The sequence below is a fragment of the Azohydromonas aeria genome (assembly GCF_009760915.1).
GTDB classification, from domain to species: Bacteria; Pseudomonadota; Gammaproteobacteria; order Burkholderiales; family Burkholderiaceae_C; genus Azohydromonas; species Azohydromonas aeria.
Genome location: NZ_VIDQ01000015.1, coordinates 72298 through 92613, shown reverse-complemented (window position 1 = coordinate 92613; position 20316 = coordinate 72298). Strand labels below are relative to the sequence as shown.

Sequence of the window (20316 nt, the reverse complement as noted above, 5' to 3'; positions counted from 1 at the left end):
ATTCGGAAAGCAGGCCGGCGCATGTTCGAAGTAGTGGTCAACGACTCCAGCGCCGTGGCGGAAGGCCGGCGCCGCGCCGTGGCCGCGGCGACGGCTTCCGGCTTCGACGAGCTGCGCGCCGGGCAGCTGGCCATCGTCGCCACCGAGCTGGGCACCAACCTGATCAAGCACGGTGGCGGCGGGCGGCTGCTGGTGGGCAATGGCGGCGAGCGCATCGAGCTGCTGGCACTGGACCGCGGCACGGGCATGGCCGACATCGGCGCCTGCCTGGCCGACGGCTTCTCATCGGCCGGCACCGCCGGCAACGGGCTGGGCGCGGTGCGGCGGCTGGCGCAGCAGTTCCACGTCGCGTCCTGGACGGGCAAGGGCACAGCCGTGTACGCCTGCCTGTCGCGCCAGGGCGAGACGGCGTGCGAGCCGCCGGCGGACGAGCCCATCGGCGGCGTGTGCATCGCCAAGCCGGGCGAGCAGGCCTGCGGCGACGCCTGGGCCTCGCACCTGGACGAGGCCGGGCGGCGCACGGTGTTCATGGTCGATGGCCTGGGCCACGGCACCGAGGCGGCGGTGGCGGCCAACGAGGCCGTGGCGCAGTTCCAGCGCAGCCGCCACGAGCCGCCGGCGCAGATCCTGCACGCCGTGCATCAGGCCCTGCGCCACACCCGCGGCGGCGCGGTGGCGGTGGCGCGCATCGACCCGGCCAGCGCCACGGTGGCCTATGCCGGGCTGGGCAACATCGCCGGGGCGGTGGTCACGCCCGGCGCGGCGGTGCGGCGCATGGTCTCGCACAACGGCACGGCCGGGCACAACGCGCGCAAGCTGCAGGCCTTCGACTACCCGTGCGGGCGCGGCGCGCTGCTGGTGATGCATTCCGACGGCCTGTCCGGCGGCTGGGCGCTCGACGCCTACCCGGGCCTGGCGCGCCAGCACCCGCTGCTGGTGGCCGGGGTGCTGTATCGCGACTTCGCGCGCGGGCGCGACGACGCCACGGTGGTGGTGGCGCGCGCAGACGGGGCCTGAGCCATGGAGCGGGTGCTGGCGCGCATGCCCGTGGCCGCCGCGGCCGACGTGGTCACGGCGCGCCAGAACGCGCACCGCGTGGCCGAGCGCCTGGGGCTGGACCGCCAGGCGCAGACGCGCATCGCCACGGCCGTGTCGGAGATCGCGCGCAACGCCTTCATGCACGCCGGCGGCGGCGAGATCGAGTTCGCCGTCGATGCCCCGGCGCAGCCGCAGCAGCTGTGCGTGACGGTGCGCGACCGCGGCCCGGGCATTCCCGAGCTCTCCGCCGTGCTCAGCGGCCAGAAGGCGCTGCCGGCCGGGCGCGGCACCGGGCTGCCCAGCGCGCGGCGCCTGGTGGACCGCTTCGAGATCGAGTCCGCGCCCGGCGCCGGCACCCGGGTGCGGCTGTGGCAGCGCATCCCGCGCGCGGCCGCGGCGCGGCTGACCGCACCGGCGCTGCAGGCCGTGGGCGCGGGGCTGTCGGGCACGCGCGCCGACCCGCTGGCGGCGCTGCACGAGCAGGACCGCGAGCTGATCGACAGCCTCAATGACCTGCAGGAGCGCCAGGCCGAGGCCGCGCGCCTGAACCGCGAGCTGGAGGAAACCAACCGCGGCGTGGTGGCGCTGTACTCGGAGCTGGACCAGAAGGCCGAGCAGCTGCGCAGCGCCAGCGACATGAAGTCGAAGTTCCTGTCGCACATGAGCCACGAGTTCCGCACGCCGCTGAACTCGATCCTGGCGCTGTCCAGGCTGCTGGCCGATGGCGTGGACGGCGAGCTCAACCACGAGCAGCAGCGCCAGGTCGAGTACATCCGCCGCTCGGCGCAGGGGCTGCTCGACATGGTCAACGACCTGCTCGACCTGGCCAAGGTCGAGGCCGGCAAGCTCGACATCCGGCCCAGCACCTTCAGCATCGAGGCGCTCTTTGCCGGGCTGCGCGGCTCGCTCAAGCCGCTGCTGGGCAATGCCGCGGTGGAGCTGGTCTTCGACGACCCGGCGGGGCTGCCCGACCTGCACGCCGACGAGCAGAAGGTGACGCAGGTGCTGCGCAACCTGATCTCCAACGCCCTGAAGTTCACGCCGCGCGGCCACGTGCGCGTGGGCGCGCGCTGCGACGCCGCGGCGCGGCGCCTGGTGTTCACGGTGGAGGACACGGGCATCGGCATCGCGCCGGAGCACCTGCAGGCCATCTTCGAGGAGTTCCAGCAGGTCGAGGGCGTGCTGCAGCGCGGCGGCACGGGGCTGGGCTTGCCGCTGTCGCGGCGGCTGGCGCAGCTCATGGGCGGCGACGTCACGGTGCGCAGCACGCCGGGGCAGGGCTCGACCTTCGAGCTGTTCCTGCCGGTGCGCTTCGGCGACTTCGCCGAGCCGCTGCCGGCCGAGGGCGACGACGCGGCGGCCATGGCGGCGGCGGCGCAGCTGGTGGTGATCGACGACGAGGAGGCCTTCCGCTACGTCATCCGCCACATCGCGCAGGACGCGGGGCTGCGCGTGCAGGAGGCCGCCGACGGCGAGGCGGGCCTGGCGCTGCTGCGGCAGGCGGCGCCGGACGTGGTGATCCTGGACCTGCACATGCCGCGCCTGGACGGCTTCGGCGTGCTGCAGGCGCTCGCCGCCGACGCCGCGCTGCGCGCCGTGCCCGTGATCGTGTGCACCTCGCAGGCCCTCAGCCTGGACCAGAAGCGCGCGCTGGCCGCGGCCTACGCCATCGTCCCCAAGCACGACGTGTCGCGCGAGGGCCTCACGACGCTCATTCACAACGTGGTCAACGAACGCCGGGGAAGCACATGAACGGCAACGACGACGCAAGCCCGGGCGGCTCCGGCGGCCAGGCCGCCGGCACGCAGGACGCCGCCATCGGCAAGGACAACGACAACGACAACGGCATCGAGGGCGCCACGATCCTGAACGTGGACGACACCGAGGCCGCGCGCTACGCCAAGAACCGCACGCTGCGCCACGCGGGCTTCAACGTGGTGGATGCCGTGTCGGGGCACGACGCGCTGGCGCAGCTGGAGGCGCTGCGTCCGGAGCTGGTGCTGCTGGACGTGCGGCTGCCCGACATCAACGGCATCGAGCTGTGCAAGATCATCAAGCAGCGCTGGCCCACGACCATGGTGCTGCAGACCTCGGCCACCTTCACCAGCGCCGCGGACCGCACGCGCGGGCTCGAAGGCGGTGCCGACGCCTACCTGATCCAGCCCATCGACCCCGAGGAGCTGGTGGCTGCCGTGCGCGCGCTGCTGCGGCTGCACGCGGCCGAGAGCGGCACGCGCGCGCTCAACGAGACGCTGGAGCGGCGCATCGAGGAGCGCACGCGCGCGCTGCACCAGGCCAACGTGCGGCTGCTGGAGCAGATCGCGCAGCGCGAGCGCGCCGAGGCGGTGCTGGTGCAGTCGCAGAAGATGGAGGCCATCGGCCAGCTCACGGGCTCGATGGCGCACGACTTCAACAACATCCTGGCTTCGATGGTGGGCTACATCCACCTGGTGCAGCGCCTGGCCGGCGACGCCAGGATCTCCGGGCTGCTGGACAAGGCGCTGGCCGCGGCCGAGCGCGGCAAGCAGCTCACGCTGCGGCTGCTGGCGTTCTCGCGCAGCAACGACCTGGTCACCGGCGCCATCGACGTGCGCGCGCTGCTGCTGGGCATGCGCGACTGGCTGCAGCAGGCGGTGGAGAGCGCCATCGCGCTGGACATGGCGGTGGAGGACGGCGCCGAGCTGGTCGCCGTGACCGACGCCAACCAGCTGGAGCTGGCGCTGCTGAACCTGGTGCTCAACGCCAAGGACGCCATGCCCGAAGGCGGCAGCATCACCATCGAGGCGCGCGCGCGCGTGCTCGACGCGGCCGAGGGCGACATCGCCGCGGGCCGCTACGTCGTCATCACGGTCGCGGACACCGGCACCGGCATGCCGCCGGAGGTGGCGAGCAAGGCCTTCGACCCCTTCTTCACCACCAAGCCGGTGGGCCGCGGCACGGGCCTGGGGCTGGCGCAGGTGGCCAACGTGGCGCGGCTGTCGCGCGGCGGGGCGCGCATCGACAGCGCGCCGGGCGCGGGCACGCGGGTGTCGCTGTGGCTGGCCGCGGGCAGCGGCGCGGTGGTGGCGCCGGTGGCCGAGGCCGGCGCGCCGGCGGACCTGGCCGGGCGCGGCGAGCGCATCCTGGTCATCGACGACGAGCCCGACATCCGCCGCACCATGGCCGAGCTGCTGCGCGGCAACGGCTACGAGGTGCTCAGCGCCGCGGAGGGCGGCGCGGGGCTGTCGGCCTATGGCGACTTCGCGCCGCAGGTGGTGCTGCTGGACCTGGGGCTGCCGGGACTTAGCGGCATCGAGGTGGCGAAGCGGCTGCGCGCGCTGGAGCCAGCGCTGCCGATCGTCTTCGTCAGCGGCCATGCCGAGCGCGAGCTGCTGTGGACCGCGGTGCCGGGCGTGCGGCTGCTGAGGAAGCCCTTCCAGAGCGCGGATCTGTACGCGGAGGTGCGGCGCTGCCTGGATGAAGACCGGGACCGGGACCGCGCCCCGGCCTCGGGCGCCGGGGCGGGCGACAGCGCGGCGGCTTGAAGCAGTTCAAGGCGCCCTGGGCGGCCGCGGTCTCCAATGCCGCCATGGCTGCCAAGAAATTTCCGCTCCATCCCGCCAACCCGCACCGGCTGTGCTGGGGCTGCGACCAGTACTGCCCGGCCGACTCGATGGCCTGCGGCAATGGTTCCGTCCGCACCCAGCACCCGGTGGAGCTGTTCGGGGAGGACTGGGCGGCGTGGGGGCTGGAGGCGGAACAGGAGGCGCCGCCACCGTCCCCCGCAGCCTGATCAGGCCCCCGCCTTCACCGCCAGCAGTTCCCCCTTGCCCACCGGCACCAGGCTGGTCGTGAAGCCGGCATCCGCCGCCAGCAGCGCCGCGAAGGGCGCCATCTCCTCGACGTGGGACGTGGCGTTGTCCACCACCAGCAGCCCGCCCGGGCGCAGCACGCGGCGCAGGTCCGGCCACCAGCCGGGGTACTCGGTGCGCTCGGAGTCGAGGAACACCAGGTCGAAGGCGGCGTCGGGCGTGCGCTGCAGCAGCGCGCCGGCGTCGCCGAGCACCTGCGTGATCGCCTCGTGCAGCCCGGCGCGCTCGAAGTTCAGGGCGGCCAGGTCCGCTTTCCACTCCTGGAACTCCACCGTCGTGACGTGCCCGCCGATGGCACGCGCGGCCTCGGCCAGCCACAGCGTCGAGTAGCCGTTGGAGGTGCCGACCTCCAGCACCCGGCGCGCGGCGGTGGCGCGCACCAGCACCGACAGGAACTCGCCCGTGTCGCGGGTGATGTTGAGCATGCGCCGCGGGCGGTCGCCGGTGCCGCGGTCGTTGTCCTCGCCGAAGCGCTCCAGCTCGGCCTTCAGGTCGTCCAGGGGAGTCATGGGCAGAAGTCGGTTGTTCAGGAAACCGCCTGCATCGCGGTCTCGCCATGCGGCGCGGCGCGGAAGGCGGGCAGGCTCTCGGCATGGGCAGACAGCGCCGCCAGCGCCGGGCAGTCCGCCTCGCCCACCAGACCAGGCAGCGCGCGCTGCGTGAAGTTCCAGAACACGGCGGCGCTGAGCGCGGGCTGCGCCAGCGTGTCGCCGTCGAGCCGCGGCGGGCGGCGCTGCAAGTCGGCCTCCAGCGCGGCGTAGGCGGCGCGCACCTGGCCCTCGATGCGCTGCGCCCAGGGCGCGTGCTGCTTCTCGGCCGGGCGCAGGTTGCGCTCGTAGAACAGGGCCACGCTCTTGTCGCCGGCGGCCAGCGCCAGGCCCAGGGCGTGCAGCGCGTGCTGCCATTCCAGCGGGTCGGCCGGCATGAGGCTGCGCGGGCGCGCCAGCCGCTCGGCATAGTCCAGGATCAGCGTGGAGTCCATCAGCACGACGCCGTCCTCGCTCACCAGCGTGGGCACGCGCACGACCGGGTTGAGCTGGCTGAACTCGTCGAAGTGACGGAAGACGGACAGCGCCCGATGCTCGAAGCGCAGTCCCAGCATCTGCAGCGACACCGCGACGCGGCGGACGTAGGGCGAGTCGAGCATGCCGACGAGTTTCAACATGGCGGGTCCTCCTTCGGTTGGGAATCAGTGGCGCGGCTGGACATGGTTGCGCAGCCAAGCCGCCAGGGTGGGTTCGTCAATGTCGCCGGCGGCCACGGCAAACATGGTCAGCGTCGCTTCGGCCTGCGTGGCCACTAGCCGGTGCCCGTTAAGCAGCAGGAACAGGCCGATGGCCAGGAAAGCCACGCGCTTGTTGCCGTCCACGAAAGGATGGTTCTGTGCCAGCCCGCTGCCGTAGGCCGCGGCCAGCGCGGCCAGGTCCGGCTCGGGCTGCCCGTAGGCCGCCAAGTGTTGCGGCCGGGCCAGGGCGGACTCCAGCAGGCCTTCGTCGCGCAGCCCCGGCGCGCCGCCGTGCTCGGCCAGACTCTCGTCGTGCAGCAGTTCCAGCGCCTTGCGGCTGACCCAGCGCCAGCCGCTCACTTGGCGAGCTGGTGGAAGGTGTCGCGGAACTCGCGCATGAATTCGCGCCCAAGCTTGAGCTGCTCGTCGAGCGCCGGGTCGTAGGGCGTGAGCAGCACGCCGTTGGCCGCATCGGTGACGAACACCGTGTCGCCCTTCTCCAGTTTCAGTTTGGCGAGCACTTCCTTGGGCAGGATGACGCCGACGGAGTTGCCGATCTGGGTGAGCTTCAAGGCCGTCATGAGATCTCCTTGGTGGTTCTAACGGTTGTTATACCAAGGCAGTGCCCGATTTCGTCCAGCGCGTTCTCTGCGGAAGCGGCCAGCGCGTGGCGCTCAACCCGAGTGCCGCAGCCGCCGCTGATACAGCGCCATCGCCGGCGTGGCCGTGGAGCCGTGCAGCAGCACCGACAGCGCGATGGTGACCAGCACCGCCTCGCCGACGAGGCGGGTCTCGGCCGTGAAGGCGCCGTGCGACTCGGCGTAGGCCAGGTAGTAGAGCGAGCCCACGCCGCGCACGCCGAACCAGCAGGCCAGCACCCGCTGCAGCCGGCTCCAGGGCAGGTGCCACGTGCTCAGCCACACCGCCGCGGGCCGCGCCACCAGCAGCAGCACCGCCGCCACGCCCAGGCTGTGCCAGCCCAGCATGGCGGCATTGAGCAGGCTGCCGATGAGGAGCATGACGGTCAGCTCCACGAGCTTCTCCAGGTCGAGCGCGAACTCCAGCGCCGCCGGCGCGATGTAGGGCTGCTCGCCGGGCTCGACGGCTGCCTCCTCGTCGGCCGGCTGGGCCGGGTGGTCCACGTGCTCGACGTGGCGCATCGCCAGCCCGGCGGCGAACACGGCCAGGAAGCCGTAGGCGTGGAGCTTGAGCGCCACGCCGTAGGCCAGCGCGATGAGGCCCAGCGCCAGGAAGTTCTCCATGCCGATGGCCTGCAGGCACTCGCGGCGCATCCACAGCACCAGGCGCGCGAAGCCGGTGCCCATGAACCAGCCCAGCAGCAGCCCGCCGGCGATGGCCCAGGCCACGTCCACCGTCCACCAGCGCCAGCCGTGCTCGCCCAGCTCGTGCAGGCCCAGCAGCCCCAGCGCCAGCATCACGAAGGGGAAGGCCGTGCCGTCGTTGAGCCCGCCCTCGGCGGTGAGGCTGAAGCGCAGCCGGTCACGGTCGCCGACCTCCTCGACCTGCACCTCCGAGGCCAGCACCGGGTCGGTCGGCGCCAGCACCGCGCCCAGCAGCACCGCGGCGCCCAGCGACAGGCCCAGGCCCCAGAAGCCCAGCGCCGTGATGGCGGCGATGGTCAGCAGCATGGCGACGCTGGCCAGCAGCACGGGTGCGCGCCAGAGCCGGTCGGTGAGGTGCACGCGCAGCCGCAAGCCCACGGCGAACAGCGACACCAGCACCGCCACCTCCGTGACCCGCTCGATGAGCTGGGCGTCGCGCACGAAGTCGAGCTGGACGAAGCCCAGCGCCTGCGGCCCCAACAGGTAGCCCACGGCCAGGTACAGCATCGCCGCGTTGATGGGCAGCCGCTTGAGCAGCGAGCCCGACAGGCCCATCACGACCAGCAGCGTGCCGATGAGCAGGCACCAGGTGGCGAACAAGGGGCGGCTCCTGGAGGCGGAGGCCGGGGCGCCCGGCGGGGCGGCGGTCTGCCGGGGCGGCAGCGGCAGCCTGGGCAAGGCAATGGGCATGCCGAATTGCGGCCTGCGGCCCGCACCGGGCCCGAACGGAAAACGGCCGCGCAGGCGGCCGTCCCGTGCGGAGGGGCCGGCGCCTGCCGGCCCGCTCAATGCCCGATCAACGCGGCTGGGAAATGCGCCCCGAGAAGCTCACGAAGCCGGTGGCCGGCACGGGGTTGGTGATGTCTTCCAGCACCTCCAGCTCGCCCTTGCCACGCACGCCCGCGAAGCGCCCGGAGCCGCCCGTGATGTTGAAGGTGCCCGACAGTTTCAGCACCGTTGCCGAGCCGATGATTTCCGGTGAGCCCGAGCCCTGGTAGCTGCCCCAAAGATGCTCGCCGGACTCGGTGGTGATCAAGAATTCGCGGCTCTTGAAGGTGAAAGGCGGCTGGAAAAAGGCACTGCGCGACGTGACGCAATCCACGGCCTTGAAGGTGAACTTGCCGATGAGATTGCCCAGGCCGGCGCCTGAATTGATGCCTATCGCGGCGCTGCCGCCGGCGGGGGCCTCGCTTTCGCAGCCGTTGTTGGGCAAGGGATTCAGGAATTCGGTCAGCGAGGCCTGGGCCTGGAAAGGCACCATATTCTGGGCCTGCGCCGCGGACCAAGGGGCGGCCAAAGCCGCGACGGTTGCGAAACACGCGGCAAAGCGTTGGATCGACATGGTTTTCATGCTCCCGAAAATGATATGGGTGTCAGGGAGCTTCAAGCCGAAAGCGCCGGCTTGAAGTCCGGCGCGGAGCATATCGGGAGCTGGGGGTAACAAATATCGTTCGGGTAAATATGCGACGGCTGACCCCCTGAATGGATGGTAATGTGGTTACAGAATGTTTTGAATACTGGAGTTAAAGGCTTGGTTTTCATGGGTTGGCGGAAGAAAACATCAAGTGTTGAGTTTTCTTCAGCAATTTTGTTGAGCTGAATCTTGCCGAAGTGCCCGAAGCAGAAGGCTTCCGACATCGAGGAGGCCACGATGATTCGCACCCGGACCGGTCATGCCGGCGTGAGCGGGAATCCACGCGTGCTGCTGTGGCGGCATGGTGGGCATCGGCATGTGACAGCACTGCCCGGTGAAGCATCGCGGCATTCGCGGATTCCGGCTTGCGCCGGAATGACGACGCCATTTTACTGGCGCGTGGGGGCGTCACGGCCATGCAGCAGGTTTTGATCCGGTGTTTTGGAAAACTTCCCGCGCGAGCGGCGATGCAGGCCGTAAGAGGAAACATCGTCATGCCCGCGGACGCGGGCATCCAATTTTGGCCGTCCGACAGGACGGCGGATTCATGCAGCGGCGTTGGATCCGGACCCTAGGGGCCGGTCTGGCAGCCGGCATGAAATTGAATGTCCGCATTCTCGCGCCGCTATCCAGGGGAAACGGGGAGTGGCTGGTGGCCCATGGGCACGGGCGGTCCGCACCCCGCTCCGTCATTCCCACGAAGGCGGGAATCCAGACGGTCCCCAAGCCAGCCGCCAGCTGACGTGCAGCGCCTACCGGGCCTTGAATGTTGATAAGCCAACCGACCGGCTGCTGGCTGCCTTGGGTCCGCTTGGTTCCCGGCCTGCGCGGGCATGACGACATTTCTTCTTCGGCCTGTCAGGCGGGATAGGATGGGTTAAATACAAAGAGGCGCGCTCGAAGATTCTCGCCTTTTGCCTTTCGTCCACCCCGGGATGAGTTTTGCTTGAGGCAGGTGGTAACAAGAGGGGGCAAAAGGCAAGAACTGACCGCCTCCGCGCTCGCTGACCCCCTCCGCGCTTGAAAAAACTGTGGGTCGCCTCAGTGATTCAAGACGTTCGATATGGCGGCATCGATGCCGGATTCGACGCCGCGTCCGGTTTCGAGCTTCGATCTCACGATGCCCTTGGAGTCGAGGATGATGGCCGTAGGGAATTTATAGATTCTCCCGAAATCAACGAGATCCTTCACGCCGAAGGGGCAGGATCGGGGCGGGCAGGTGTCTAGCGCAGGCATTGCAATCGGAATGCCGGTGGTTGCGGCTTCCTGCGCCTTGTGCTCGCGCAAGGCATTGTCGTCCATCGAAAAGAACACGAATTGCAGGCCCTGCGCTTTGTATTTTTGATGTGCCGCCTTGATGGCGGGATAGCCGCGCGTACGGCAAGGCTCGCACCAATCGCCACCGAAGTAGAGAACCGTGGGATGGCCGCGCAGTTTCTCCAGCGAAACCTTCGTTCCGTCGGTGTATTCGACGTTGCCTGGATTGGCGGGTGCTTCTCCAATTTCCGGCTTCCAGGCGTGGGCGGTGCCTGCCGCCATCAACAGGCCTATCTGCAGGAAAGTCAGCAATCTGAACATGCTCGTGCTCATCGAATGGGGTGCGTTGCAGCTTGGAAATGTAATGCCGATGGCCGGCAAAGTCAGCGCCAAAGGGCGCCGGGCGACTGCCTTGCGCTTTTGCGGTGCAGTGGCTCGCGCTGCATCAGGAATACGCTTGAAGCGGGCCTCGCGTCAAGCCGGAATGGGCGGGAAGCAGGAATCGGGACTTTCGGCTTGAAAGAAGGCAAATTGTTTTCGCTGACGGTAATACTCGGGCCCAACATTCCTGGCATTTCATGAAAAACCCGAACGCCATACGGCGATCGGGCTTTTTGCTGCTTATTGAATATTCTTGCTGATTTTTATTTGAACAGCAGGATTGTCGTCATCACAACACATGCGTCACCAGTTTGAAATCCGGATCCTCCTCGAACGCCTTGACGGTGAACCCGAGTGAGCGCATCAGCTTGAGCATGTTCGGATTGTTCGCCAGCACCAGCCCGTCAATCTCCGCCAGCCCCTTGTCCCGCGCCACTTCCATGATGCTTTCCATCATGCGCGAGCCGATGCCCTTGCCGCCGAAATCGTCGGCCACCAGCAGCGAGAACTCGCAGCTGGATTGGTCCGGATTGGTGATGTAGCGCGACACGCCGATGATGCGCTCGGTTTCGACGATGTCCCCGTCGGAATTGGCATTGCGGGTCTTGACCACCGCCACCAGCGCCATTTCCCGGTCGTAATCGATCATGGTCAGCCGCGCCAGCATCGAGGGCGGCAATTCCGTCATCGAGGATACGAACCGGAAATACCGGCTCTCGGGCGACAAACCGTGCACCAGGTCCTGGAGCTTTTGCGCGTCGTCCGGGCGGATCGGGCGCACCAGGTATTCGCCGCCGCCGCGCAGCGGCCAGATCTGCTCGTAGCGCGCCGGGTAGGGCGAGATGCACAGGTGCGGATAGCTCTGGCCGCGGCCGCCGCCAGCGGGCGCCGGGGCGTTGTCGATGACGATGCGCGCGTCCACCGCCACCGCGCCGCTGGCGTCCACGATGATCGGGTTGATGTCCATCTCGCGCAGCTGCGGCAGCGCGCACACCATCTCCGACACGCGCAGCAGCACCTGCTCCAGCGCGTCGAAGTCCACGGCCTCGGCGCCGTGCCACTCGCCCAGCGTCTCGGCCACGCGCGAGCGCTCGATCAGCCGCCGCGCCAGGAAGCGGTTGAGCGGCGGCAGCTCCATCGCCCGGTCGTTGATCAGCTCCACCATCGTGCCGCCGCCGCCGAAGACGATGACGCGGCCGAACGGGTCGTCCGAGATCAGCCCGATGTGGATCTCGCGCCCGCGCCGCGCGCGCGCCATCTTCTGCACCGTCACGCCGTTGATGCGCGCGTTCGGCTCCATGCGGCGCACGCGCTCGACCATGTCGTTGTAGGTGTCGCGCGCGGCCGTCGCCGTCATGATCCCCAGCGCCACGCCGTGCACGTCGGACTTGTGCGTGATGTCGGGCGAGTCGATCTTCAGCGCCACGGGGAAGCCCATCTGCGTGGCGATCATCATGGCCTCGTGCGCGCTGCGGGCCAGCACCGTCTCGGTCACGCCGATGTGGAAAGCCGACAGCAGCGTCTTGCTCTCCATCTCGGTGAGCACCTTGCGCCGCTCGGCCAGCACGCTCTCGATCACCAGCCGCGCGCCCTCGATGTCGGGCTTGGCCAGCGACGACAGCGGCGCCGGCGTCTGCTGCAGCAGCATCTGGTTCTGATAGAAGCTGGCGATGTTGCCGAAGGCGCCCACCGCGGCCTCGGGCGTGCGGAAGCTCGGGATCGCCGCTTCGTTGAGCAGCACCCGCGCCTGCCCCACCGAGGCGTCGCCCATCCAGCACGCCAGCAGCGGCTTGGCCATGGAGCGCTTGATCTCCACCAGCGCCTTGGCCACGTCGTCCGGGTTGGTGCCGGCCTTGGGCGAGAAGATGGCGAGCACGCCGTCCACGTCGCGGTCCTTGTCCGCGGCCTGCAGCGCGGCGCGGAAATGCGCCGGGCTGGCGGTCTCGCCCAGATCGATCAGGTCGGTCAGCGAGGCATGCGCCAGCAGCTGCGGTGCCAGCGCCGCGCGCGTGGCGGCCGAGAGCCGGCCCAGGTCCAGCCCGATCTCGCTGATCCAGTCGGCGGCCAGCACGCCCGGGCCGCCGCCGTTGGTGACGATGGCCAGGCGCCGGCCCACCGGGCGGTAGCGCGAGGCCAGGCACTTGGCCGCGGAGAACAGCTCGACGAAGGAGCGCACCCGCACCGCGCCGGCGCGGCGCAGCGCGGCGTCGAACACCTCGTCGCTGCCGACGATGGTGCTGCTGTGCGTCTGCGCCGCCAGGTTGCCCGCCGACTTGCGCCCGGACTTGAGCACCACCACCGGCTTGGCGTTGGCCGCCGTGCGCAGCGCGCTCATGAAGCGGCGCGCGTCGGCAATGCCCTCCAGGTACACCACGATGGAGTGCGTCTGCGCGTCGTTGGCCAGGAAGTCCAGCACCTCGGCAATGCCCAGCGAGGTGTGCGGGCCCAGCGACACCACGGTGGAGAAGCCCACGCCGTTGCGGTCGGCCCAGTCCAGCATCGAGGCCGTGAGCGAGCCCGACTGCGACACCAGCGCCAGCGGCCCCGGCTTGGCCTGCACGCCCAGGGCGCTGGCGTTGAGCTTGTGGTGCGGGCGCTGGAAGCCCAGGCTGTTGGGGCCCAGCAGCCGGATGCGCTCGCGCCGCGCGATGCGGTGCAGCTCGGCGGCGGTGGCGGCGTCGATGCCGCCGGACAGCACCATGGCGGAGCGGCAGTGCATGCGCCCGGCCACCTCCAGCGCCGCGGCGGCATCGGGGCCGGTGAGGGCGATGATGGCCAGGTCGGCACGCACCTGCGCCAGGTCCGCCAGCGTGGCGCTGCCGCGGATGTCCATGAACTTCAGCTCGCCCTTGAAGGGCTCGGCCGTGAGCGCGGCGTGCAGCGAGCGACCCAGGTCGGTCCAGGTGTCGGGCGCCTCGGGGTCGCCGACGAAGGCAATGATGGAACGCGGGGCGAAAAGCGGGGTGAGGTAATGCTTGTCCATGAGTTGTTCAACCGCCGGTGGGTTCGACTTGCCCCGCGCCGGCCGCGGTTCCAGGTTCCAGGTTTCTTTTTCGTTAATCGGCGCCTATGAGCACCTTGACGTGCGCCGTGGCACTGCGCGCCAGCGGGCTGAGCACGTAGCCGCCTTCCAGGCAGGAGACGATGCGGCCCTGGCAGTGGCGGTTGGCCACGGCCACGAGCTGCTGCGTGACCCATTCGTAGTCGGCCTCGACCAGGGCCAGGTTGCCCATGTCGTCCTCGCGGTGCGCGTCGAAGCCGGCGGAGATGTAGATGAGCTGGGGCCTGAACTCGTCGAGCGCCGGAATCCAGTGCGTCAGCACGGCGTCGCGGAATTCCTTGCCGCCGGTGCGCGTGGGCAGCCCGACGTTGACCATCGTCGTGGTGTGGCCGGTCTCCTCGGGGAAGGGGTACAGGCCCTTCTCGAAGATGGAGCACATCAGCACCCGGTCGTCGTCCTTGAAGATGTTCTCGCTGCCGTTGCCGTGGTGCACGTCGAAGTCGATCAGCGCCACGCGCTCCAGCCCGTGCACGTCCAGCGCGTGGCGGATGCCCACGGCCACGTTGTTGAAGAAGCAGAAGCCCATCGCCGCGTCGTGCTCGGCGTGGTGCCCGGGCGGGCGCACCGCGCAGAACGCGGCCGAGACCTTGCCGCCGAGCACCAGGTCGGTGGCCTGCACCGCGGCCCCCGCGGCACGGCGCGCGGCCTGCAGCGTGAACGGGTTCATGTTGGTGTCGGGGTCCACGTGGTAGTAGCCCTCGCTGGGCGCGTTGCTCACGATCCCGCGCACGTGCAGCGCCGAGTGCGCGCGGCACAGCTGCTCGTCGGTGGCCAGCGGCGCGTCGTACGGGACCATGTAGTCCAGCAGCCCCTTGATGAGGAGCTGGTCCTGGATGGCGCCCAGGCGTTCGGGGCATTCGGGGTGACCGGGTCCCATCTCGTGGCGTGCGCAGTCGGGATGCGTGATGTAGGCGGCGAGCACGTGCAGTCTCCTGTAAGCCGGTCGTCAAGGACCGTGATTTGTTCGCGTTAACCCGAGTCTGCGATGCGAAGGGATGCAATTGCCTGATATGGCTCAATTTCGCGCCGCGCGTGCACGCGCGCGGGAGGCGCGATTGCTGCGCGCGCCATACTCCCGGCCCCGCCGTCCGGCACCCTGCAACCACCGCCCCGATGAAGAAACTCAGCCCCGACGAGGTCGTGCGCCTGGCGCAACTGCGCCCTGAACCCTGCGCCGAATGCGCGCCGCTGGCCTCCAGGGGCTGGGAATCCTTTCCCGGGGACAGGAGCGACGCGGTGCTGGAGCCGGTCGGCACGCTCTGGCTCGCCGGCGAGGAGGAGGAGCCGACGCTGGAGGAGCACCACCCGGGCGGCACGAATTACTGGTCGCCGGACGCGCCCATCGCGCTGGCGTTCTTCCCGGCAAACCGCAGCCAGGTCTGGCGCTGCCGGCATTGCGGGCACGGCTTCCTGCGCTACACGGAATACGGCGGGTATTACGAGGACCGGCGCATACGGTCGCTGCAGCCGGCGTTGATCGTCGAGTAAACCCCGGCCCGCGCCGCGCCGGTTTTCACCCGGGCGCAAATTGCCTTTGAAGGGCTGAAACAGCCGTTTCCGGGTATTCGATTCCGGCCTTGAACCACCGGCCCGGCCGCGGGTTGCGCGGCGCCCCCTGCCGTTCCTACGCTGCCGGCTGGTCAGTGGAGCGGAGAAATCGCCATGCGGGCTTTCTGGACGATGGCGCCGCTGGCGCTGGCGGCGGCCCTGGCGGCTTCCGCCGCGCAGGCCGCGCCGCTGAAGTACCGGGTCGAGGACATCGGCACCCTGCCGGGCAGCACGGCGCAGGAGCTCATCAACCTGAGCCTCAACGACGCCGGCACCGTCGTCGGCAGCGCGGCGCTGCAGGGCGGCGCCGGCCGCGTCGGCAGCTTCGTCTACCGTGACGGCCGCCTGCTGCCGCTGCAGCTCGGCGACCGCTGGGAGCAGGCCTACTACGCCGACGGCGTCAACGCCGCCGGCATGGCCGTCGGGCGCTACTTCGAGACACCCGGCGGCCCCGGCCATGCCGTGCTGTACCGCGACGGCCGGGTCATCGACGTGGGCCTGGCGCCGGGCGGCAGCAGCCGCGTCGAGCCGCGCGTCTTCATCAACGATGCCGGCACCGTGGTCGGCCAGGACGACGCGGGCGGCTTCATCCGGAACGGTACCGTCACGCAGCCGCTGACCATCGGGCCCGGCGCGGCGCCGTTCAGCCCCCGGGCGCTCAACGACCGCGGCCTGATGGCCGGCTGGAGCGGGCGCGACGCCCTGCTGTTCGACGGCACCCGCGCCACGCCGCTGCCGAAGCTGGCGGAGGTCGCGGACCTCACCCTGATGGACCTGAACAACGCCGGCCAGTTGCTGCTGTGGGCTCGCGTTTACGGTCCGGACGGTGCCGCCGCGAGCTTCCAGTCCTGGGTCTGGGATGCCGCGAGCGGCTACCGGGCACTCGGGCCGCTGGCCTCCGGCGCGGACACCCACTACGGCTGGGCCCTCAACGACCGCGGCGAGGTGGCGGGCTCCCGGCCCGCCGGGCCGGGCGGCGAGGGGCACGCCTTCCTGTGGCGCGACGGCGTCACCCACGATCTCAACGATCTGCAGCGCCCCGGCCCCGGCGGCCCGGCCTGGGTGCTGACGGGCGCCTGGGACATCAACGACCGTGGCCAGATCGTCGGCCTTGGCCGCCTCGAAAGCGACCCGGAGAGCGTGCGCCGCGGCTTCCTCGCCACGCCGGTGCCCGAAGGCGGCACGGCGGCGCTGATGCTGGCCGGGCTGGCGCTGCTGGGCGGATGGCTGCGCCGCGGCGCAGCCCCCGTGCTCACCGCTGCCCGAAGCGGCTGTCCTTGAACAAGTCCTTGAACTGCCGCGGCTGGCTGCGCCAGTACTGCTTCGGCGCGTGCACCTGCGCGCCCAGCTCGGCCGCGGCATGCCAGGGCCAGCGCGGGTCGTAAAGCATGGCGCGGGCGAGCGACACGGCGTCGGCCTCGCCGTTGGCGACGATGGCCTCGGCCAGCTGCGGCTCCGTGATTAGGCCCACGGCAATCGTCGGCAACCCGACTTCGGCCTTCACCCGCTGCGCGTAGGGCACCTGGTAGCCGGGGCCGAGCCTGATCGCCTGCGCCGGCGACAGCCCGCCGGTCGTCACGTGGATGGCGGCGCAGCCGCGCGACTTGAGCGCCTTCGACAAGGCGACGGTGCCCTCGATGTCCCAGCCGCCGGGCACCCAGTCGGTGGCGGAGATGCGCGCCCAGACCGGGCGTTCCGCGGGGAAGGCCGCGCGCACCGCGTCGAACACCTCCAGCGGCAGCCGCATGCGGTTGTCCAGGCTGCCGCCGTAGCCATCGGTGCGCTGGTTGGCCAGGGGCGAGAGGAACTGGTGCAGCAGGTAGCCGTGGGCGAAGTGCAGCTCGATGCCGTCCAGGCCCAGGCGCGCGGCGCGGCGCGCGGCCGCCGCGAAGTCGTCGCGCACCTTGGCGATGCCGGCAGCGTCGAGTGCCCGGGGCACGTCCTCGTCGGCGGCATGCGGCACGGGCGAGGGCGCCAGCGTCTTCCAGCCCAGCGGCTCGTCGGGGCGGATCTGCGTGCCACCGTCCCAGGGCGCGCGCGAGGACGCCTTGCGCCCGGCGTGCGCCAGCTGCACCGCGACGGCGATGGGCGAGAACGCCCGCACCGCGCGCAGCACGCGCGCCAGGCCGGCCTCGTTGTCGTCGCTCCACAGGCCCAGGTCGAAGGGCGAGATGCGGCCTTCGGGCGACACCGCCGTGGCTTCGAGGATCAACAAGCCCGCACCCGAGAGCGCGAGCTGGCCGAGGTGGATCAGGTGCCAGTCGCCGGGCGTGCCGTGCTCGTCGGCGGAGTACTGGCACATCGGCGCGATGGCGATGCGGTTGTCCAGGCGCAGGGTGCCGATTTCCAGGGGTTGAAACAGGGCGCTCATGGGGGGTGCGGTCGATGGCGGGAGCCGCGTCGGGGCAAGCCTTGCACCCGGGCGCCGGCTGCGCGCGCCGTGGCGCGCCGGCCCGGCCCGGCGGTTCGCGCAGGAAGCGGCCGGGATAATCCCGCCCTGGCGAAGGGCACGGGGGTAGGGGCGATGGATCTGGCGATGCTGGTGGCGGGCGTGCTCGCGGGCGCCGGGGCGGCGTGGGCGCTGATGCGCTCGCGCCAGCGCGTGGCGGTGGCGCTGGCGCTGGCCCAGGCCGAGGCCGAGGCACAGGCGCGGCTGGCCGCCGTGAGCGCCCGCGCCGACGGCGCCGAAGGCATGGCACGCCAGCAGGCCGAGGAGCTGCGCGTGCTGCGCGGCCGCGCCGAAGGGCTGCAGCAGGTGCTTGACGGCCTGCGCGACGAAGCCGCGCAGCTGCGCGAGCGCGCCGCGCGGCTGCCGCGGCTGGACGACGAGCTGCACGACCTGCGCCTGCAGCTGCAGGACGAGCAGGCCGCCCGCCAGCGCCTGGCCGAGCAGCTCGACGCCGAAAAGCGCGCCGGCGCCGAGAAGCTGGCGCTGCTGACCTCGGCGCGCGAGGCACTGAGCGACCAGTTCAAGGCGCTCGCCGCCGACATCCTGGAAGAGAAGTCGCGCCGCTTCACCGAGCAGAACCAGGTGAACCTGGGCCAGCTGCTGGACCCGCTGCGCACGCGGCTGGCCGACTTCCAGCGCAAGGTCGAGGAGGTCTACGTCAGCGAGGGCAAGGAGCGCTCGGCGCTGGCGCAGCAGGTGCGCCAGCTCGCCGAGCTGAACCAGGCGCTGAGCCAGGAGGCGAAGAACCTGACCTCGGCGCTCAAGGGCTCCACCAAGTCGCAGGGCAACTGGGGCGAACTGGTATTGGAGCGGGTGCTGGAGGCCGCGGGCCTGCGCAAGGGGCAGGAGTACGTGACGCAGGACAGCCGCCTCGGCGCCGACGGGCAGCGGCTGCAGCCCGACGTCGTGATCCACCTGCCCGAAGGCCGGCGCCTGGTGGTGGACGCCAAGTGCTCGCTGATCGCCTACGAGCGCTACGCCAACGCCGCGGACGAGGCGGCGCGCGCGGCCGGCCTGCGCCAGCACCTGGACTCGGTGCGCGCGCACCTGCGCGGCCTCTCCGACAAGCAGTACCAGCACCTGTACGGGCTGCAGTCGCTGGACTTCGTGCTGATGTTCATGCCGGTGGAGCCGGCCTTCATGCTGGCCGTGACGCACGACGGCGAGCTGTTCATGGATGCGTGGCGGCGCAACGTGCTGCTGGTCAGTCCCTCGACGCTGCTGTTCGTGCTGCGCACCGTGTCGCACCTGTGGCGCCAGGAGGCGCAGAACCGCAATGCGCAGGAGATCGCCCGGCGTGGCGCCGAGCTCTACGACCGGCTGTGCGGCTTCGCCAGCGAGCTCAAGCGCGCCGGCGACTCGCTGCGCGCGGCCCAGAAATGCTTCGACGACGCGGAGAAGAGGCTCTCCACCGGGCGCGGCAACGTGATCCGGCAGGCGGAGATGCTGAAGGAGCTGGGCATCAAGCCGGCGAAGCAGCTGCCGCAGCAGCTCACCGAGCGCGCCGAGGCCGACGAGGCCGCCGGCGTGGCGCTGGCGCGGACGGTGGCGGCGATCGAGGCGGGCGTCGGCACGGACGGCCTGGGCAACGGAGCGGGCTGACGGCGCCGCGGATCAGCCCGGCCGGACCGACGAGTCCGTCGCGGGCGGGCGGACGCTGCCAGGGCGCGGGCCTGGTGCCTGTGCTGCTTCGAACCCGCCCCCCAGCCGCAGCAGCCGCAGCACCGAGTCGTCGTCCGGGAAAGCCGCGGCCAGCAGCGACTCCACCCGGCGCAGGTGCCGGCGCAACCGGGCCCGCGCCGCGTCGCGGCCGAGCAGGTTGGGCAGCGTGGCCTTGCCGGCGTCCTGGTGCAGGTCCTTGCCGGTGGCGCCGAAGCCGCCGTCGTCCTTGAGGTCGTCCAGCAGCTGGAAGGCGTGGCCGATCTCGTCGCCGCAGCGCGACAGCAGCGCGCGGGTGCCGTCGCCGGCGCCGGCGGTGAGCGCGGCCATTTCCAGCGCGGCGCGGAACAGCGCGCCGGTCTTGGCCTGGTTCACGTCGGCGGCGTGCTGGGCCGTGCTGGCGTCCGGCGCGGCGCGCAGGTCGCGCAGCTGCCCGCCCACCAGGCCGCGGCAGCCCACGGCGTCGGCCAGCACCACCGTGACCTGCGCGCGCGCGGCCGGCTCCAGTGCGGGCGCGGCCGCCACCAGCCGGAAGGCGTGGCTCAGCAGCGCCACCACGGCCAGCGCCGCCACGTCCTCGCCGAACTGGCGGTGCAGCGTGGGGCGGCCGCGGCGCAGCGCCGCGTCGTCCATGCAAGGCAAGTCGTCCATGGCCAGCGAGGCGGCGTGCACCAGCTCCAGCGCGCAGGCCGCGTCCAGCGCCGCCGCCCAGGGCCGGCCCAGCGCCTGCGTGGCCGCCAGCAGCAGCAGCGGGCGCACGCGCTTGCCCGGCGACAGCACCGCTTCGCGCATCGCCGCCACCACCAGGTCGCCACGCCCGGCGGGCTGCGGCAGCGCCGCGGCGAGATGGGACTCGAAGCCGGCGCGCAGTGCGGACAGCGTCGCCTCGGCGGGCTGCGCGGCGGGGTGGAAGACCATCATCTCGTCGGGCAAACGCTTCATGGTGGGCGGCCGGAGGTCCGGGCGGTCGGTTGATCGGGCACCGGGCTGGCGATGCCTCGGCGCGCTGTTTGCTCCCGGGCTGCTCCCGGGCAACATGGGGACTTGTAGGGCAGGCGGCGCGCCAGCCTCGTTCCCTGCCCGGGTTGTC

At 71.0% G+C, this 20316-nt stretch carries 19 protein-coding genes; 7 read left to right on the top strand and 12 right to left on the bottom strand.

Annotation, left to right across the window (positions count from 1 at the left end; genetic code table 11):
• The first annotated feature begins 21 nt into the window (after positions 1-21).
• Genes FJ694_RS11820 through FJ694_RS11805 form a run of 4 tightly spaced genes read left to right on the top strand, consistent with a single transcriptional unit; the run spans position 22 to position 4810 of the window.
• Complete coding sequence (locus tag FJ694_RS11820) at positions 22-1017, top strand: SpoIIE family protein phosphatase (protein ID WP_157267392.1); 996 nt, start codon at positions 22-24, stop codon at positions 1015-1017.
• Between the two features lie 3 nt (positions 1018-1020).
• Positions 1021-2790: an ATP-binding protein gene (locus FJ694_RS11815; protein WP_157267390.1), complete on the top strand. Its 1770-nt coding sequence runs from the start codon at positions 1021-1023 to the stop codon at positions 2788-2790.
• Positions 2787-4562 carry a response regulator gene (locus tag FJ694_RS11810; protein WP_157267388.1) on the top strand — a complete coding sequence of 592 codons (1776 nt, stop codon included), beginning with the start codon at positions 2787-2789 and terminating at the stop codon, positions 4560-4562. The genes FJ694_RS11815 and FJ694_RS11810 overlap by 4 nt, the downstream gene beginning before the upstream one ends.
• 44 nt (positions 4563-4606) lie before the next feature.
• Entirely contained in the window at positions 4607-4810 is a 204-nt protein-coding gene (locus tag FJ694_RS11805) for a DUF3079 domain-containing protein (protein WP_157267432.1), read from the top strand.
• On the opposite strand, the gene FJ694_RS11800 is transcribed toward FJ694_RS11805, so the two are convergent.
• The 10 genes from FJ694_RS11800 to FJ694_RS11755 all read right to left on the bottom strand — a co-directional run bounded on the left by FJ694_RS11800 (position 4811) and on the right by FJ694_RS11755 (position 14492).
• Positions 4811-5398 (bottom strand): O-methyltransferase, encoded by a 588-nt coding sequence (locus FJ694_RS11800; RefSeq protein WP_157267386.1) that lies wholly within the window; start codon positions 5396-5398, stop codon positions 4811-4813.
• 17 nt (positions 5399-5415) lie between these two features.
• The gene (locus FJ694_RS11795; protein WP_157267430.1) at positions 5416-6051 is read right to left on the bottom strand and encodes a glutathione S-transferase family protein; all 636 of its coding nucleotides are present in this window, start codon (positions 6049-6051) and stop codon (positions 5416-5418) included.
• Between the two features lie 27 nt (positions 6052-6078).
• On the bottom strand, positions 6079-6474 hold the full coding sequence (locus FJ694_RS11790; protein WP_157267384.1) for a type II toxin-antitoxin system death-on-curing family toxin: 396 nt from the start codon (positions 6472-6474) through the stop codon (positions 6079-6081).
• A complete protein-coding gene (locus tag FJ694_RS11785) occupies positions 6471-6695 on the bottom strand; it encodes an AbrB/MazE/SpoVT family DNA-binding domain-containing protein (RefSeq protein WP_157267382.1) in 225 nt (74 codons plus the stop codon). Before FJ694_RS11785 ends, FJ694_RS11790 begins: the two co-directional genes overlap by 4 nt.
• A gap of 93 nt (positions 6696-6788) precedes the next feature.
• Positions 6789-8057, bottom strand: coding sequence for a cation:proton antiporter (locus FJ694_RS11780; RefSeq protein ID WP_232539997.1), 1269 nt, complete (start codon positions 8055-8057; stop codon positions 6789-6791).
• Positions 8058-8253: 196 nt separating this feature from the next.
• Positions 8254-8799 carry a hypothetical protein gene (locus tag FJ694_RS11775; RefSeq protein ID WP_198320803.1) on the bottom strand — a complete coding sequence of 182 codons (546 nt, stop codon included), beginning with the start codon at positions 8797-8799 and terminating at the stop codon, positions 8254-8256.
• Between the two features lie 41 nt (positions 8800-8840).
• A complete protein-coding gene (locus FJ694_RS11770; protein WP_157267376.1) occupies positions 8841-9119 on the bottom strand; it encodes a hypothetical protein in 279 nt (92 codons plus the stop codon).
• A gap of 793 nt (positions 9120-9912) precedes the next feature.
• The gene (locus FJ694_RS11765) at positions 9913-10449 is read right to left on the bottom strand and encodes a peroxiredoxin family protein (protein ID WP_157267374.1); all 537 of its coding nucleotides are present in this window, start codon (positions 10447-10449) and stop codon (positions 9913-9915) included.
• A gap of 349 nt (positions 10450-10798) precedes the next feature.
• Entirely contained in the window at positions 10799-13492 is a 2694-nt protein-coding gene (locus tag FJ694_RS11760) for a bifunctional acetate--CoA ligase family protein/GNAT family N-acetyltransferase (protein ID WP_157267372.1), read from the bottom strand.
• 73 nt (positions 13493-13565) lie between these two features.
• Positions 13566-14492: a histone deacetylase family protein gene (locus tag FJ694_RS11755; protein WP_157267370.1), complete on the bottom strand. Its 927-nt coding sequence runs from the start codon at positions 14490-14492 to the stop codon at positions 13566-13568.
• 191 nt (positions 14493-14683) lie between these two features.
• Between FJ694_RS11755 and FJ694_RS11750 the strand changes: the two genes are divergently transcribed.
• Positions 14684-15058, top strand: a complete 375-nt coding sequence (locus FJ694_RS11750; RefSeq protein ID WP_157267368.1) for a hypothetical protein — start codon at positions 14684-14686, stop codon at positions 15056-15058.
• A gap of 174 nt (positions 15059-15232) precedes the next feature.
• On the top strand, positions 15233-16399 hold the full coding sequence (locus tag FJ694_RS11745) for a hypothetical protein (protein WP_157267366.1): 1167 nt from the start codon (positions 15233-15235) through the stop codon (positions 16397-16399).
• Here the strand turns inward: FJ694_RS11745 and FJ694_RS11740 are convergent.
• The gene (locus FJ694_RS11740) at positions 16371-17489 is read right to left on the bottom strand and encodes an NADH:flavin oxidoreductase/NADH oxidase (RefSeq protein WP_157267364.1); all 1119 of its coding nucleotides are present in this window, start codon (positions 17487-17489) and stop codon (positions 16371-16373) included. The two genes, FJ694_RS11745 and FJ694_RS11740, sit on opposite strands and share 29 nt — an antisense overlap.
• A 153-nt stretch (positions 17490-17642) precedes the next feature.
• Between FJ694_RS11740 and FJ694_RS11735 the strand changes: the two genes are divergently transcribed.
• Entirely contained in the window at positions 17643-19169 is a 1527-nt protein-coding gene (locus FJ694_RS11735; protein ID WP_157267362.1) for a DNA recombination protein RmuC, read from the top strand.
• Between the two features lie 12 nt (positions 19170-19181).
• Here FJ694_RS11735 and FJ694_RS11730 read toward each other — a convergent pair whose 3' ends face one another.
• A complete protein-coding gene (locus tag FJ694_RS11730; protein WP_157267360.1) occupies positions 19182-20168 on the bottom strand; it encodes a polyprenyl synthetase family protein in 987 nt (328 codons plus the stop codon).
• Positions 20169-20316 lie beyond the last annotated feature (148 nt).

Bases quoted from the DNA above. Each gene is read 5' to 3' on its own strand.
- FJ694_RS11820 (WP_157267392.1), top strand. From the start codon at position 22: ATGTTCGAAGTAGTGGTCAACGACTCCAGCGCCGTGGCGGAAGGCCGG.
- FJ694_RS11815 (WP_157267390.1), top strand. From the start codon at position 1,021: ATGGAGCGGGTGCTGGCGCGCATGCCCGTGGCCGCCGCGGCCGACGTG.
- FJ694_RS11810 (WP_157267388.1), top strand. From the start codon at position 2,787: ATGAACGGCAACGACGACGCAAGCCCGGGCGGCTCCGGCGGCCAGGCC.
- FJ694_RS11805 (WP_157267432.1), top strand. From the start codon at position 4,607: ATGGCTGCCAAGAAATTTCCGCTCCATCCCGCCAACCCGCACCGGCTG.
- FJ694_RS11800 (WP_157267386.1), bottom strand. From the start codon at position 5,398: ATGACTCCCCTGGACGACCTGAAGGCCGAGCTGGAGCGCTTCGGCGAG.
- FJ694_RS11785 (WP_157267382.1), bottom strand. From the start codon at position 6,695: ATGACGGCCTTGAAGCTCACCCAGATCGGCAACTCCGTCGGCGTCATC.
- FJ694_RS11775 (WP_198320803.1), bottom strand. From the start codon at position 8,799: ATGTCGATCCAACGCTTTGCCGCGTGTTTCGCAACCGTCGCGGCTTTG.
- FJ694_RS11765 (WP_157267374.1), bottom strand. From the start codon at position 10,449: ATGTTCAGATTGCTGACTTTCCTGCAGATAGGCCTGTTGATGGCGGCA.
- FJ694_RS11760 (WP_157267372.1), bottom strand. From the start codon at position 13,492: ATGGACAAGCATTACCTCACCCCGCTTTTCGCCCCGCGTTCCATCATT.
- FJ694_RS11750 (WP_157267368.1), top strand. From the start codon at position 14,684: ATGAAGAAACTCAGCCCCGACGAGGTCGTGCGCCTGGCGCAACTGCGC.
- FJ694_RS11745 (WP_157267366.1), top strand. From the start codon at position 15,233: ATGCGGGCTTTCTGGACGATGGCGCCGCTGGCGCTGGCGGCGGCCCTG.
- FJ694_RS11740 (WP_157267364.1), bottom strand. From the start codon at position 17,489: ATGAGCGCCCTGTTTCAACCCCTGGAAATCGGCACCCTGCGCCTGGAC.
- FJ694_RS11735 (WP_157267362.1), top strand. From the start codon at position 17,643: ATGGATCTGGCGATGCTGGTGGCGGGCGTGCTCGCGGGCGCCGGGGCG.
- FJ694_RS11730 (WP_157267360.1), bottom strand. From the start codon at position 20,168: ATGAAGCGTTTGCCCGACGAGATGATGGTCTTCCACCCCGCCGCGCAG.